Origin of the sequence: Psychrobacillus sp. NPDC096426, assembly GCF_044762745.1 — a bacterium.
In the GTDB taxonomy this organism is placed as follows: Bacteria; Bacillota; Bacilli; order Bacillales_A; family Planococcaceae; genus Psychrobacillus.
Genome location: NZ_JBIWEX010000016.1, coordinates 1 through 14,471 on the forward strand (window position 1 = coordinate 1; position 14,471 = coordinate 14,471).

Genomic DNA, 14,471 nt, shown 5'->3' on the forward strand with positions numbered 1-14,471 from the left:
ATCGCAGGCGAACGCGTTAGCGTCGGCGATGGCTTATCGCTCACCCCGTGGAAAGCGTCCGCCCTGCAGCGGAAATCCTAGTGGAAAATTTTACTGCGACGCAGTTTCCTTATTATGCAAAACATTGCAGTTGGTTGCGTTCAGTGGGAGGTTAACCATTTCTGTTTTTTATAACTGTGCTTATACCGTAAACTTAGATATTCTTTGTTGTAATTCTTCTGCAAGATTTGCTAAGGAAACGGCCGCTGCAGTAACTTCTTCCATAGAAGCTAATTGCTCTTCAGATGCAACTGCTACAGAATTAGAACTATCCGCAGTTACTTTTGCAACATTAGACATCTCATGTGCATGGGTAGATACTTGTACCATTTGATCGTTTATATCGTTAGATACTTTCGTAATATTGCTTACTTGCTCTTTTACGAGTTCTACAGAAACAAGGATATCATGGAATGTCTCTTCTGTATGATGGGCAATTTCAAGCCCTGCATTAACTCTTTCTTTCACATCATTAATCGAAGAGACTGTTTTCTCTGTATCCAGTTCAATTTCTGAAGCAATCCCAGAAATACTGGATACAGAATTTCTTGTTTGCTCGGAAAGTTTTCTAACTTCATCTGCAACAACGGCAAACCCTTTTCCTGCTTCTCCAGCTCTTGCTGCTTCGATCGCTGCGTTTAATGCAAGTAAGTTTGTTTGTTCCGCGATATCGGTAATTAGTTTTAATACGTGAACGATTTCTTTCGAACGATCGTTTAATGTAATAAGTGCTTTGTCTGTTTCGTCTACAGATATACAGATTGATTGCATCTGTGAAACGGTTTCTTGAACGAACTCGGCACCTTGTTTTGTTTTTTCGTTTGTCGAAACAGAAAGTTCCATGACAGCATTTGCTTGCTCTGTTATTTGGGTGATAGCGTTTGCGCTTTCTTCCGCTGAACGTGCAGATTCATCAGACATGAATGTTTGTTGTTCCGCTCCATCTGAAACGAGTTGAATGGAAGATGAGATTAGTTCGGTACCTTTCATTGTTTCATCAGCACTTGCCATTAATTCTTCCGCAGAAGCAGCAACTTGGTTGGAGCTATCGGAGACATGTGTAATAACATCTCGCAAATTGACCGTCATTTGTTCAAAGGAATTTTGTAAGGCTGATACTTCATCACGAGTCGAAACGTTTACTAATCTGACAGCTAAATTTCCTTTTGCAATTTCTTCTGCATTTTTAGTGATTTGTTTGATTGGGCGAACAATTCGATTAGTAAAGAAGAAAGTAGCTAATATACTTCCTATTAAAAGGAATGCAACTAAAATAATAGAAATAGATACAATACCATTAATCTTGGTTTGTAAGTCTTCCTGCATCTTCAGATATTCAGATGTAATGCTTCTCTTTAGTTCGATTACGTCATTCATCATCCCTTTTGTTCGAAGTGATTGACGCTTTATTTCTGCAATGTTTTCTGCATTTAGTGCTTTATTTGATTCTGTTAAAATTTCCTCATATTTATAAAGTAGTCGTTGGGCAATAACTTGCTGGTCTTTAATCGTTAAGAAAGGGCTTAGTAAATCGTATAGTGATTTCATATTTTCTAAGTCGGTGTCGATATCGTTTTTATTGCTTTCTGAAACATTTAGCGAATAAGCACTCAATGATTTTTGGAGGCTTTTTGCTGTACTATTTAGTTCTTCTACTTTCACTAAAGCATTGACAATTTCTTCAGTAGAGGACTTTAATGCAGTTAATTGAATGATGTTATAACCAATAATGCAAGCGGAAAGCAGTAATGGAATAAGGGAAATCATTAATATTTTTTGTTTGAGTTTCATTTATTTACACCTAACTTCCTATTATTGTATCGTAATCGATCCGCTCGAAATATCTTCTCGTAGTTTTTCGAGCTTACTCTGTTCAGCCGGCGAAAGACTAATAACACGAATAGGAGCTAAATTTACACCATTCTCTTTTATCCCTAACACTGTGTTTTTATCAGCAAGTTTTCCTGTATCGACAAACTCTTTTATTGTATTAAAAATGGCGATATCGACTTGCTTTAACATAGAGGAAACGATACTATTTTCAGCCAAATAATACTGGTCACTATCTACTCCGAATGAGTAAATACCAGCTTTTTGTGCTTCTAGAATTGCTCCGACTCCTGTAAATCCAGCTGCAGGATAAATAAAATCAGCTCCAGCAGCAATCATATCTTTTGCAATACTTGCGCCAAGCTTATCGTCACCAAAACTATTTGCATAAGTAGAAAGTACTTGTGCTTCTGGATTTTGAGATTTTACTCCTTCTGTAAAACCTTTCTCAAACTTTTGGATAAGCGGGGTATCCAGACCGCCTATAAATCCTATGACATTACTTTGGGTTTTCATCGCAGCCAAAGCACCCAATAAGTAAGAACCTTCGTCTTCTTTAAAAGTAACGTTATATATATTTGGAACATCTGATACGGAGTCCAAAAGAACAAAACTAGTATCCGGATATTTAGGTGCGACGGTTTCAAGTGCTTCTTGTAAAGAAAAGCCTAATCCGATGATTAAATCATTTCCTTGAGCAATTAGTTCTTCTAGTCCTTTTTCATATGTACTAGTTTCTTTTATCTCACGGTAATCAAAAGATATATTTAACTCATCACGAGCTTGTTCTAGACCTATTAGTCCTAAATCCGAGAACGATTGGTCTCCTAAACCAGTATCTGAAAGCATAACTCCAATCTTCACTCTTTTATCAGCTTTTGTATTTGTTTCGTTGCTAGAACATGCGGTGAGCATGAGGGCAACAATGATAAACGTAAATAAAATAAAGTGCTTCTTCATGAAATCAATCCTAACTAATTAATATTAATACTTAATATGTATCGTCCGAACATCAGTGTTATTAATAACAGGAAACTTCAGGGTGTTGAAAGTAGTTAAACTTTACAATATATTTACAAAATGATTAAAGCTTAATTATTCTTCTGGAAATAAAAAAGGAGACTTTTTAAAAAGTCCCCAACTTTACTATTAATGCTCTTTCAAAAACTTTACTAAATCCTGATGATTTTCCGGTGTTACGCCGTGCCCATCCCCGTATGTCTTGAACGTCACATTTGCCCCGAGCATTTCGAAATAATCTTTGCTTTCGGCACCCCATTGAGAAGGAATAACGTAATCATAATCACCGTGTGAAATAAAAATGCTCAAATGATCGACTGGCTGCTTACTATATTCTTCTTTCACAAAACCTGGAATATAGCCGCTTAATGCAACAACCTTAGTAATAATATTGCCCATCGTTAATGCTAAAGTTTGGGAAAGAATTGCGCCTTGGCTAAAGCCTAGTAACGTAATATTGTTTGGATCAAGGTCATATTCTTCGATTGCTTCGTAGATAAATGATTGAATAAACGTAACTACTTTATCAAACACATCACGATCAGGTTTACCTACTTCTGCAATTGTAAAAAAGGCATATCCCGGATTGTAAACAATCGGACCACGTAAACTGAAAATATGATGCGTTTCCTTGAAGCTTTCGACAAGCTGGGGTAGGTCCTCTTCATTACTTCCCATACCGTGCAATAAAAAGAGTGAAGGCATTTTTTCGCCTGTAGTTTTTGGTGCTGAATATTTAAATGTAAAAGGAGATTTCATTTCTTTTTCTTCCCTTCAAGCAAAGTATATCTATTTTAACATATGCATTTATATCTTTCGTATAAATACGGTAATAGAATCGTAGAATAGAATAATAAAGAAATAGTAAATGGAGGGTCCAGATGCGACAATACGGTAGGGAAGAACTGCAATTATTATTCCAAGTTCATTTGGGGTTGTTTTTAGTATTCGGGTTCAGTTGTTATTTGCTTATAGCGTACGAACAGTTTCCGTGGTTATCTTTAATTGGATCAGCAGTTGGGGTAGCCATTATTGTATTTTTTTATCGAGGAAAAAGTACAGCGCCTTTTTAATTTCTTTACTAGTTTATTCAGTGATTATGAGTGTGGTCTTTAATTGGTTTTCTATTTTCAATGTACATTAATAATGAACCTTATTAAAAGTAGCTTAAAACATTACACATTGGACATCCTAATATAATAATGAGTAAAGTTTTGGTATAAAACATGTATCATGTTAGGAGATGAAAATGTGAAAGAATTCAAAATAACATACTTTTTTGATGAAGATCATTATATTCGTAGGTTTATCCATATAGAATCCCAAGAAAAAGCGGAAGAGCTTATTCAAAAGGAACGAGACAGCTATATTTCATTTACGGACAGTAGAGGAATTTACCATGAACTAAACACAAGGGGCGTTCGAGTGATTCAACTATCAGAATACCACCGAATAGATAAAACGAAAAAAAGTATCAGGCCATTTTGAAACCTGATACTTTTTTGTATATAACGAAAGCTTCGACTGAAGGATTACGTATGTTGATCTTGTTCATTCGGTGCTTGCCTCAAACTTAGGAGCCTGTACCTCGTCTTTTTCCATACAAATGTACAATTAATACACCTAAAATTGCGATGAATCCTCCTACTATAGAAAGTATCGCTGGTAATTCTCCTAACCACAACCAAGCGACTACTATTGCAATAACTGGCTCTGCATAGAGTAGGCTAGAAATAGAACTAGCCTTACTCATAGATAAAGCGATTGCCCACATTAAGTAGGCAATGGCTGTCGGAAATACCCCTATGTAAATTGAGGCCAAATTTGCTTCCAGTGTTGCATGCCCGATGTCATCAAGTAGCCCAGGAGCAAATACAAGAAAAGGAATGGTACCAGCCCAAGTAAAATAAGCAGTTAATTCAATTGGATTGTATTTTATAAGTAAGGATTTTTGGTAAACGAAAAATATAGAAGTCGCAATTGCGGCTATAATAACTAAAAATACGCCAGGTGAGATATTGAATAAAGAATCTCCAGTACCTATGCCGATTAACAAAATACCAACAAACCCAAATACCAAACCAAACCATCCAATTGTTCCAAGACGTTCCTTTAACACAAGCACGGCAATAACCGTTGTGAAAATAGGTGCTGAACCTATTAGCATTCCTGCAGTTCCCGCTGTAATCGTTAATTGTCCAAACGTTACACATATATGATAGAGGCTAATCCCGATCCATCCAAGAAGTGCTATTTTGAATAAATCCTCTTTCTTTGGTAATTGAAAACTAATCCCAGGCCAAAATGCAATTACCGCGAAGATCACAGATGCAATGATAAAACGGAATAAAATCAAATGCCCTGCCGAATAACCGCCATGTAAACTAGCGCTTATAGATGCAAAACTCGATCCCCAAATAAAGACAGTAATCGCTGCCAAAATGAGAGCTTTCTTATTCAATTGGCTCCACCAAACTTTCTACTAGTAAATAGACTAAGAAACACTTACCGTTACTCATATTACAAGTAAAAGTAAACAACTAATACTACAATAAAACCCATTATAAAACAACTTGTTGAAAAGGAATATGGTATTATATTTGACTTTTGCATAGGCAAATGTAGTGGCTAAATCGTTCTCTAAACATATTTTATAGAGACAAAAGTGTATAAATGAATGGGTGGCTATTCCTATGAAAGCAATTGTATTTATTGGAAGTAACAAGTCTGGAACAAGTAAAGAAGCCTTGGCGATAGCAAAAGAAATGGGATATTATGTGGTTTTATGTACGGACAAGACTAAGCGCATGACAAGCAATGCTGATTTCTCGGAAGTTGATCAGTTTGTGTTTATGGAAGATTTATTAGACGAACAACAAATGGTGGAAGAAATAAAAAAGCTTATGGAAAAAGGTAAACAAATTTGCGCATGCGTTAGTTTAATTGATCCATATGTTTCTTATGCAGCTAGGCTTTCTAAGTATTTTGAGTTAGCCGAGATTTCCGTGGATTCCTTAGGGATGATGGAAAGCAAAATAGCGATCAGGGAAAAACTAAAGAATCTTCCGATGACCCCCTTTTATACAATTTTTCACCCAGATGATTCCCTTGAAAAGTTTGAAAAAGAATATAAATCCCTCTTTCCCTTTATTATAAAACCCCCAACTTCGAATGGTTCAAAGGATGTATTACTTGTTGAAACGATAGAAAAGCTTGCAAAGGCTATAACGTTTCTACAAAAAAAACATCCAAATAATCCATTGTTAATAGAGGAATTTTTACATGGACCACAGTACCTCGTTGAAATATTGGTTTATAACAATGAAATTAAATTTCTAGGGTTAGTTGAGCAAGAAGTACTATACAATGGCAGATTTATTGTAGTTGGTTATAAGTTTCCAGGAAAAGTTGAAATGGATGAATATCGTAGTCTATATGCGTGCATTTCAAGGGTCCTTGAACAAACAGGTCTTTCTAATGGCTCATGTCATATGGAGATGAAACTTGTTCAAGGGAAATGGACATTAATAGAGGTAAATCCGAGAATGGCTGGAGGAGCGATGAACAGAATTATAGAAGAAGGTACCGGGATAAATCTTTTAAAAGAAATATTAAAAGTATATTTAGGCGAGGAACCTATTGTACTAGAAAAGAAGAAAAATCATGTGTACGCCAGATATTTAACAATAGGTTCCCGGGGAAAGCTACTCAAAATCACTGGGAAAGAAATTGCTTTAATGCATGATGGAGTGAAATTTGTTCATATTAAACCGCTTGAAGGAAGAATAATAACGACCCCATACTCAATGGGGAATCGGTATGCATGCGTCATTGCTGCTTCAGAAACAGCGGAACAAGCAGAGGCAATCGCATTAGAAGCTACAAAAGAGATAAAGTTTTATCTGGAACCTTTCTGAAAGCAACAATTCAATTTGGTGATGTTTACCCGTGTAACCTTCTCAAGCCGTAATATTATAACTACTAAGAGTAAGAAGGGAGTTGAAAAATCAATTGAGCACCGAAGTTAAAAGTAACCAATGTTTATGTGATGCGCTCTGTGAATTGAAATTGCTCCAGGATCTATTAAATAATTCCCAAACGAAATTTTTTGGTCGTTTACTCGCCAAAATAGCAGGTACAGATACGATTCCCTTACTCTTGATAACTAAAAAAGGGAGTCCATTAAGTTTTAGGAGTGCTGAAGAGTGTTTTGAAACAAGTTATTTTCGAATAGAGTCCGTAGATAAAGAAACATGCTGTACAACGATTTCGTTACTACGTCCTCTGGATATTGAAGGCAATTACTCTAATTCATTTTGTGATTTGGTTAGATTAGAAAAAACGTCTATATGTAAGAACGTTGATCTGTCACGTATTTGTGCCATACAACTATTGGAGACCGAATTGTTGACAAGAAAAATTATAATAGAGCCGAAATGGTAATGACACATCTTCACCCTACAAGTCTTGGGGTGTTTTTTATTTTTACTAGAAGTTAAATAAAAACTGAACGTTTGTCCGTATCCAATGTAGGATGGATGAATTTAATACAAATATAATTACACAAATACAAAAGGAGAATATTAAATGACAATAATAGGAATGCTACACCATCGTAAAGATCCAAAAACCGTCATAAAGTCTTATGCATATGCAGCAGTTGCTAAGGCAGAGGGGGTCAATTTTTTTTACTTTTCACCCGGTGCAGTGAACTTTGTGAATCGATCTATTCGAGGTCAAGTTTATGAAAATGGAAGCTGGCAAGAGAAAATCATGCCTTTTCCAGATGTTATTTATAACGCAGGGAGTCCTGAAAAATTAGCTAAGTCAAAAGGAATTATTGATAAATTGAAGAATGAAATTCCATTTACTACAAACTCCATAGGAAATAAATGGAATATAAATGAACGACTAATGGAAGCAAAGGAATTTACGAATTACTTAATCCCTTCTGAAGTTGTAAAGAATGTAGAGAATTTTTACAAATTCATTTCTTCTTTTCATAAAGTTGTCCTTAAACCGATTGATGGGAGAAAAGGAAAAGGAATCTTTTTAATTTCCGAAGTAGGAAAGGGTTATGAAGTAAAGAAGGATTCAGAAAATTACTTTTATACAAAGGAACAGTTGAACGTATTCATGGAGGATAAGCTATCGTCAGGAACTTTTATCGTTCAACCATATATACAATCCATCAATAAATCCGGTCAAGTGTATGATTTTAGGCTACATGTCCAAAAAAATGGGGAAGGAAAGTGGGTGATTACTACTATTTATCCACGAGTAGCTCCAAACGGATCTATCATCCCAAATATTAATAATGGTGGCTTCACAAATTATTTAGATCCATTTTTACTACAGGAATTTAAGGAAGAAGCATTTGATATTAGACGGATGCTTGAGCACTTTTCTTTGGCATTAGCTAATCATTTGGATCATATACAAATGGTGAAATATGGAGAAGTAATTGATGAAATCGGGATTGACGTTGGGCTGGACGAAAATTCGAAAATTTGGATTTACGAAGTAAACTGGCGTCCGGGCTGCCCGCCTGCTTTTTATTTGGAATTAGATGTAGTAATCCATTCCATTCAATATGCAAAGTTTATAGCTGAAAACCAAAAGAAAATTAAAACTGAAATTAAGAAAATAAAGAAGAAAAAGATTGAAGAAAAAGGGGAAATACCAATTATCGCGATAACGGGAAGTGCTGGTAAAACAACGTCTAAGGCATTCCTCGCATCGATATTGTCCAAAAAGTGGAATGTTTTTGAGTCCAAAGATTATTGGAATACAACAGAGCATACAAAAAAACATGCAGCAGAAATTAATGACGCTCACGAGGCGGTTGTATTAGAGTACGGTATGGCTTATCCAGGGGTCATTACGGAACATTGTAGCATTATTAAACCTAACATTAGCATAGTGACCAATATCGGACTTGCACATGTCGGAAACTTTGATAGCGGTATTAAAGGAGTTGCTCATGCAAAATCGGAACTAATCCACGGGATGGATCAAGAGGGTATCCTCGTCGTAAACAAAGATGATGAAAACTCTAAGTATTTGGAGACTAATCAATTCAAAGGGAAAATATTAACAGTCAGTACAAAGTCACCAGCTAACTATAGAGCATATCAAATTCAATATAAAGAGAACGGAATGAGTTTCAAAATGAGGCTACAACGACAAGAAATTGAACTATTTATACCTATTTTAGGTGAGCATCATGTATATAATGCCTTAAATGCTATTGCTGTGGCTGATTATTTAGGGTTCACACCAATGGAAATTAAAGCCGGGTTGATTTTTAGAAAACCACCAAGAAGATTAACTATCTATAATTGTCGCGACAATATTACAGTAATCGATGACACTGTACACTCCCATCCACAAGGAGTACGTGCTGCACTTGATGTCCTAACCAACATAGGGAAACACCGAAAAATAGCGATTATTGGACAAATGAGAGAGTTAGGCCAGTTAAGAGAAGAAGAATATCGTAAAGTCGGCGATTACGTCCATGAAATAGGTGTTGATATTTTAATCACCTATGGATATAGAACGGAAGAAATTGGTGCTCAAGCGAAAGTAAAAGGATTTTCCCCTACAAATATATATCATTTTACAAACAAGGAAAAATTACATGAGTTATTGACAGAGATTGTAGAGAAAGACGACACAATCTTAATCAAAGGAGCAAGTAAGACAAATATGTTTGATACAGTCAAGTTTTTAGATGAAACATTTAAAGAATAATTCTACAAAATGCCTGAATAGCGCCCTCTTACTAAAGGGACGTTATTCAGGTTTTATAATTGCTTTAGGAAATAATAAAATCTATGGTGTGTGGATAACTTTCTTCAAGTAAAATAAAGTATGTCATTTTTTATATTGTACGTATTATAGGGATACTGCGTCGTAAAGAATTTACCGCTAGGATTTCCGCTTCAGGGCGGACGCTTTCCGAGGGGTGAGCGATGAGCCTTCACCGCCGCTTGCGCGTACGTTGTGAAGTCTCATCTGTCTCACTTGATCCCTCCGGAGTCGCCGCCCTTCCGCTCCAATCCACTATTTCTTGAAGATAAAATCCAATAAATGGTTGAACGAGACAAATCCACTGCGAACGCGACAAACTAGCCTTGAACACGACAAAGACTACCCCGAGTGCGACAAACCAGAAGATCCTATCTTTAAGACACATTATCTCTATTATGTGCGTCATTCCATTCATTGTTCCTCTGTCAGGGCAGGCATAGGAGCTTTCGCTTTTGTCCTTATGAAAATATAAAAAAAAGAGCACCTATAAGGTGTTCTTAGTGTCACTCCTCTTCTAGATGGAATGTAATCTCTTTTGCTGCAGTATCTGCGAGGTTTTTGGCTTCTTCTAAACTACTACCAACTGCAATTACATAAGCATATCTATGACCCATGGATAATGGTGGCATTAAAAGAGTTCCTTTTTTAGGTTTCACGTAAACCTCTACGACTCCAAGCGATTTTTTAGCCCTTGCTTTCCCGGTTACTTTTTCTAATATTCCTTTCTTTGTGGAAATAACGTATTTGGTAAAAACGTATTTCTTATATTTCGGTAATAGTGCAGGACTTTTTCCTAAATATAAATTAAGCGTCTCTTCTACTAAATTAATTCCGAATGCTGCTTGAATCATTTTGTTCATAGCACCTCCAGAAATTCTTGGGTTAATCTCGATGAGTTTCCAACCATTCTTAGCTAAACGCATTTCCAGATGTAAAGCTCCATTTTCAATCTTGAGTTCTTCAATAATGGACTGAAGAATCTTTTCAATCCCTGTTCTAATATCTAAAGGAACATTTGCAAGCACACCATAACCTGTAATGATAAATCTCTTATTCTTTGTGATTTCTTGTTCAATGATTCCTACAATACTTGCTTTATGTTTGTGAACGAGTACCTCTACTAAATATTGATCACCATCTATATATTCTTCAATCATAATTGTGTTATCCGGGTTCTTATTCACAAGACTATCAATATGTCGTATTAATTGTTCTTTTCCTTCTGCTAAAAGTACGTCTTTAGATCCTGTAGATTTTGGCGATTTTATAATAATAGGAAAATCAAACTGTTCACATATTGTTTGTATAGGAATCGTCTTGCCTGGGTTTATCAAGAAAAACTTAGGGGTATAAGGTTGATCTTTTAAAGTAGACCTTGTTTCCTCTTTATTTTCCATTATTCCAATGGCTTTAGATAGAACATAATTGTGACAGAATTCATCACAGAGAATGGATGCGGTATGAACAAAAGGATCAACAAAACTAACGATGGTTTGAATTTCGACACCAATTGTTTGTAACTTGAGGATTTCTTCTCTCATATCATCTAGGCTGTTTGTGTTTACAGAAACCATTTTATGGACATCTGTATACTCCTGTCTTTGTTGAATTTGCTTCTCGTTATTTGTGAAAAGAATGGTAAAGTATCCTAAATCACCCGATGCTTTAATCGCTTCCCTGCTTGATCCGGATTTGTTTGTACTAATAAAAATAATTGCTTTCACACGGTTCGCTCCTTCCTATAAATTTTGATTAAAATGTTTCTTTCTATATTTATGACATGTTTTAGTTTTGGCATAGTTATGTATCACGCAATTATGTTCTATTTATCCAGTCAACTTCAGTTTAAAAACATATTATGTATTATGAAAGGAGTTGAATAACTTAATGAAACCCCATACAGTCGGCAGTATAAGAACAATCATTTCTGGTGAGTTGGTGCAAGGTTCTGATGAAGTGTTAGTCCATTACGGAGCATACCGTTTAAAGCAAATAAAAAATCAAAATACTATCCTTTTTACTGATAAGAGAATTGTTGATTGGAGAAGTCTAAAGAAATTTTCCCCATTAGTACTTGCAACAGAGTGGGAATATAGTAAAGATGAAATTCCTGAGAATGTAACTCTCATCCAAGTAACTAATGCCGACGAAGCATATTGGAAATTTGTTCGCTACTACCGGAGCCTATTTCAAATCCCTGTAGTAGCCATTACAGGAACTTCAGGGAAAACAACAACAAAAGAAATGATCAAACATATTCTTTCAGAAGATAGAATAGTTACAGCTACAAGTCTTACTAGTAATTCTAGAACGGCAAATTTGCAGTATCTTTTGAGCATAGATGAGGAAACCGAAGCAGCTATTTTTGAAACGGCTGTTGGTTCACCAGGGGATGTATTAAAAGCAGGTGAATATTTCAAACCTACAATAGGAATCATTACAAACATCGGGGCACATCACCTCAATTATTGCAAAACACTAGAAGGCTATATTGAGGCAAAAGGAGAAATGGTGAAAATTGTTAATCCTGCAGGTGTACTAATTATTAATACAGAGGATAGCAATACAAGTAAGATTGATATGAAAAGCTTTCAAGGGAAAATAATAAAAGTTGGAACTCATAGGACTTGCCATTTTCGAGCACGAAATATTCGTTACTGTCAAGATGGCATGGAATTTAGTATTAAGCATAAGAGGAGAAATTATCAAATATTTGTACCAGGCTTAGGAGTTCATCAGGTCTATAATGCTCTTGCTGCTATAGCGGCTGTTTATGAAATGGGAGTGACTATCCCGGAGGCGGCTTTTCGCTTGAAAACATTTCGGAAGTTCAATAAGCAACTTCAAGTGGTGGATGGCATAAACGACTCTATGATTATAGATGATACATGGAGTATTACAACAACTTCATTGGAAGCAGCATTAAAAGTATTAAATGAAATTGGGAAAGAGAAAAAAAAGGTGGCAATCATAGGTACAATTACTGATTTAGGTTCATGGGGCTATACTATTCATGAACAGGCAGGAGATTTAATTTACCAGAATGGAGTGGATGTACTCATTACGATAGGAGAGCATGCGAGCGTAATAGCAGACCATGCGGTAAAAAGAGGTTTAACTTCACCGGTCTACACATTTAGGAATGAAGTCCTCGTTTTTTATCTATTAGAAAAAATTCTAGACTCCAATACAATTGTTCTGATCAAAGGAGATATGTACAGCCAACCTATAATTGAGTTAGCTGCAAAATTGCGGAAGAAGAAATAATTTTAAAAAGATGGACAAACACTATGCACATTCCATAACCTAATCATCAAGAAATTCCATTCATACTATAAAGGGGGAAGGAGGAGTACTATTGAAACCTTTACGCGTGAAAGAAATTCGAAATTTACTGCAAGGGGAACTAATAAGTGGTTCCGAGCTTTGGAATGTAAGTAATGCTATTTATTATAATCGGCATGACCTAACAAAACGAAATTCGCTAATGTTTGTAAGCAGGAGCGATTCTATTAACTGGCATGAAATTAATAATAAGGGACCTTCTCTTGTGATTTCAGATAAGCCCTCCTCAGAATTGAAAAATGCTCTATCGGATACAACGGTCATAAGAGTAAAAAGTCTTGTACAATCATATTGGAAATTCATGGACTATTATAGAAATCTTTTTCAAATACCAGTAGTTGCAATAACCGGAACATGTGGTAAAACTACTACGAAAGAAATGATCAAACATATTTTAGGAAAAGACTGGAACGTCCAAGCATCCATTAGTAGTAAAAATGAACCGCGTCAATCTTTACCGTATTTGATGGGCATTGCTGAAAATACAAATGCCGCTGTTTTTGAGCTTGGGTTAGGGAATACTGGTAATATAAAGCATCAGTGCAACATTTATCAGCCTACAATCGGCATTATTACAAATATCGGCGTTCATCATTTAGATGGCTGCGGAAACTTGGAAGGGTATATAAAAGCAAAGTCAGAAATAGTGGATGGTATAAAGAAAAACGGCACGTTAATTTTGAATGCGGATGATTCCAATACTAAAAAAGTTCCTTTGCATTCATTTAAAGGAAAGATCATTTATGTTGGAGTAAGTGAGAAGTCTCACTTTAGAGCTTCCAATATTAGATTTGCAAAAAGTGGAATGAATTTTCAAATTCATTTTTTAAATAAAAAATATAATGCTTTTATACCAGGCTATGGTGAACATCAAGTATATAACGCGCTTGCTGCAATCGCAGCTGTAAACGAAATGGGGATGGATTTGAATGAAGCTATTTCACGTTTAGCGACCTATAAAAATATGACAAGACACCTAGAGTTTTCAGACGGAATAGGTGGAAGTACTATTATCGACGATACTTGGACAAATAACCCTACATCTGTCGAATCTGCATTAAAGGTACTGGATTCCATTGGGCAGGGGAAAAATGTCATCCTTGTACTGGGAGATATTAAGCGATTAGGGAATTTTGAAAAGAAATATCATCGGGAAATTGGAAGTTTGGTTGCGAAAAGAAATATTCATACACTTATTACAATAGGGAGCAAAGCAAAAGAAATAGCAAATCAAGCAAAGGAAGACGGGACAGAGGCAACTGTCCATATGTTTCAAGATGTAAATGGTGTCATCGATGTTTTAAAACCAATACTTGACGGAAATACTATTTTGTTGATAAAAGGTCCAATGTCGAGCCGATCAATGATAGATTTTGCTAATAGTTTAAAACAAAAATAATAGATAGAAAAGAAGCATTCAC

General features: G+C 35.7%; 12 protein-coding genes. 7 read left to right on the forward strand and 5 right to left on the reverse strand.

Going from position 1 to position 14,471, the window contains the following annotated elements:
- Positions 1-180: 180 nt before the first annotated feature.
- The 3 genes from ACIQYS_RS13840 to ACIQYS_RS13850 all read right to left on the reverse strand — a co-directional run bounded on the left by ACIQYS_RS13840 (position 181) and on the right by ACIQYS_RS13850 (position 3,648).
- Positions 181-1,830, reverse strand: a complete 1,650-nt coding sequence (locus ACIQYS_RS13840) for a methyl-accepting chemotaxis protein (protein WP_402980966.1) — start codon at positions 1,828-1,830, stop codon at positions 181-183.
- Positions 1,831-1,851: 21 nt separating this feature from the next.
- Positions 1,852-2,829 (reverse strand): BMP family lipoprotein, encoded by a 978-nt coding sequence (locus ACIQYS_RS13845; protein WP_402980969.1) that lies wholly within the window; start codon positions 2,827-2,829, stop codon positions 1,852-1,854.
- A 189-nt stretch (positions 2,830-3,018) separates the two neighbouring features.
- Positions 3,019-3,648: an alpha/beta hydrolase gene (locus ACIQYS_RS13850; protein ID WP_402980972.1), complete on the reverse strand. Its 630-nt coding sequence runs from the start codon at positions 3,646-3,648 to the stop codon at positions 3,019-3,021.
- A 122-nt stretch (positions 3,649-3,770) separates the two neighbouring features.
- Between ACIQYS_RS13850 and ACIQYS_RS13855 the strand changes: the two genes are divergently transcribed.
- Together ACIQYS_RS13855 and ACIQYS_RS13860 are read left to right on the forward strand one after the other, a co-directional pair.
- Positions 3,771-3,962 (forward strand): hypothetical protein, encoded by a 192-nt coding sequence (locus ACIQYS_RS13855; protein ID WP_402980975.1) that lies wholly within the window; start codon positions 3,771-3,773, stop codon positions 3,960-3,962.
- Between the two features lie 178 nt (positions 3,963-4,140).
- Positions 4,141-4,377 carry a hypothetical protein gene (locus ACIQYS_RS13860; protein WP_402980978.1) on the forward strand — a complete coding sequence of 79 codons (237 nt, stop codon included), beginning with the start codon at positions 4,141-4,143 and terminating at the stop codon, positions 4,375-4,377.
- Between the two features lie 85 nt (positions 4,378-4,462).
- On the opposite strand, the gene ACIQYS_RS13865 is transcribed toward ACIQYS_RS13860, so the two are convergent.
- Complete coding sequence (locus ACIQYS_RS13865) at positions 4,463-5,350, reverse strand: DMT family transporter (RefSeq protein ID WP_402980981.1); 888 nt, start codon at positions 5,348-5,350, stop codon at positions 4,463-4,465.
- A gap of 232 nt (positions 5,351-5,582) precedes the next feature.
- Here ACIQYS_RS13865 and ACIQYS_RS13870 point away from each other — a divergent pair, with 232 nt between their 5' ends.
- From ACIQYS_RS13870 to ACIQYS_RS13880, 3 genes are all read left to right on the forward strand, one after another.
- Entirely contained in the window at positions 5,583-6,806 is a 1,224-nt protein-coding gene (locus ACIQYS_RS13870; protein ID WP_402980983.1) for an ATP-grasp domain-containing protein, read from the forward strand.
- Positions 6,807-6,900: 94 nt separating this feature from the next.
- Positions 6,901-7,332 (forward strand): CotY/CotZ family spore coat protein, encoded by a 432-nt coding sequence (locus ACIQYS_RS13875; RefSeq protein ID WP_402981239.1) that lies wholly within the window; start codon positions 6,901-6,903, stop codon positions 7,330-7,332.
- A gap of 144 nt (positions 7,333-7,476) precedes the next feature.
- Positions 7,477-9,645 (forward strand): YheC/YheD family protein, encoded by a 2,169-nt coding sequence (locus ACIQYS_RS13880; RefSeq protein ID WP_402980986.1) that lies wholly within the window; start codon positions 7,477-7,479, stop codon positions 9,643-9,645.
- Positions 9,646-10,208: 563 nt separating this feature from the next.
- On the opposite strand, the gene ACIQYS_RS13885 is transcribed toward ACIQYS_RS13880, so the two are convergent.
- Complete coding sequence (locus ACIQYS_RS13885; RefSeq protein WP_402980989.1) at positions 10,209-11,429, reverse strand: ATP-grasp domain-containing protein; 1,221 nt, start codon at positions 11,427-11,429, stop codon at positions 10,209-10,211.
- Between the two features lie 163 nt (positions 11,430-11,592).
- On the opposite strand from ACIQYS_RS13885, the gene ACIQYS_RS13890 reads away from it, so the two are divergent.
- Positions 11,593-12,972, forward strand: a complete 1,380-nt coding sequence (locus ACIQYS_RS13890; RefSeq protein ID WP_402980992.1) for a Mur ligase family protein — start codon at positions 11,593-11,595, stop codon at positions 12,970-12,972.
- A 91-nt stretch (positions 12,973-13,063) separates the two neighbouring features.
- Positions 13,064-14,449: a UDP-N-acetylmuramoyl-tripeptide--D-alanyl-D-alanine ligase gene (locus ACIQYS_RS13895; RefSeq protein ID WP_402980995.1), complete on the forward strand. Its 1,386-nt coding sequence runs from the start codon at positions 13,064-13,066 to the stop codon at positions 14,447-14,449.
- Positions 14,450-14,471: the final 22 nt, after the last annotated feature.

Excerpts from the sequence above, each read along its gene's own strand:
- ACIQYS_RS13840 (WP_402980966.1), bottom strand. The coding sequence starts at position 1,830 with ATGAAACTCAAACAAAAAATATTAATGATTTCCCTTATTCCATTACTG.
- ACIQYS_RS13845 (WP_402980969.1), bottom strand. The coding sequence starts at position 2,829 with ATGAAGAAGCACTTTATTTTATTTACGTTTATCATTGTTGCCCTCATG.
- ACIQYS_RS13850 (WP_402980972.1), bottom strand. The coding sequence starts at position 3,648 with ATGAAATCTCCTTTTACATTTAAATATTCAGCACCAAAAACTACAGGC.
- ACIQYS_RS13855 (WP_402980975.1), top strand. The coding sequence starts at position 3,771 with ATGCGACAATACGGTAGGGAAGAACTGCAATTATTATTCCAAGTTCAT.
- ACIQYS_RS13870 (WP_402980983.1), top strand. The coding sequence starts at position 5,583 with ATGAAAGCAATTGTATTTATTGGAAGTAACAAGTCTGGAACAAGTAAA.
- ACIQYS_RS13880 (WP_402980986.1), top strand. The coding sequence starts at position 7,477 with ATGACAATAATAGGAATGCTACACCATCGTAAAGATCCAAAAACCGTC.
- ACIQYS_RS13890 (WP_402980992.1), top strand. The coding sequence starts at position 11,593 with ATGAAACCCCATACAGTCGGCAGTATAAGAACAATCATTTCTGGTGAG.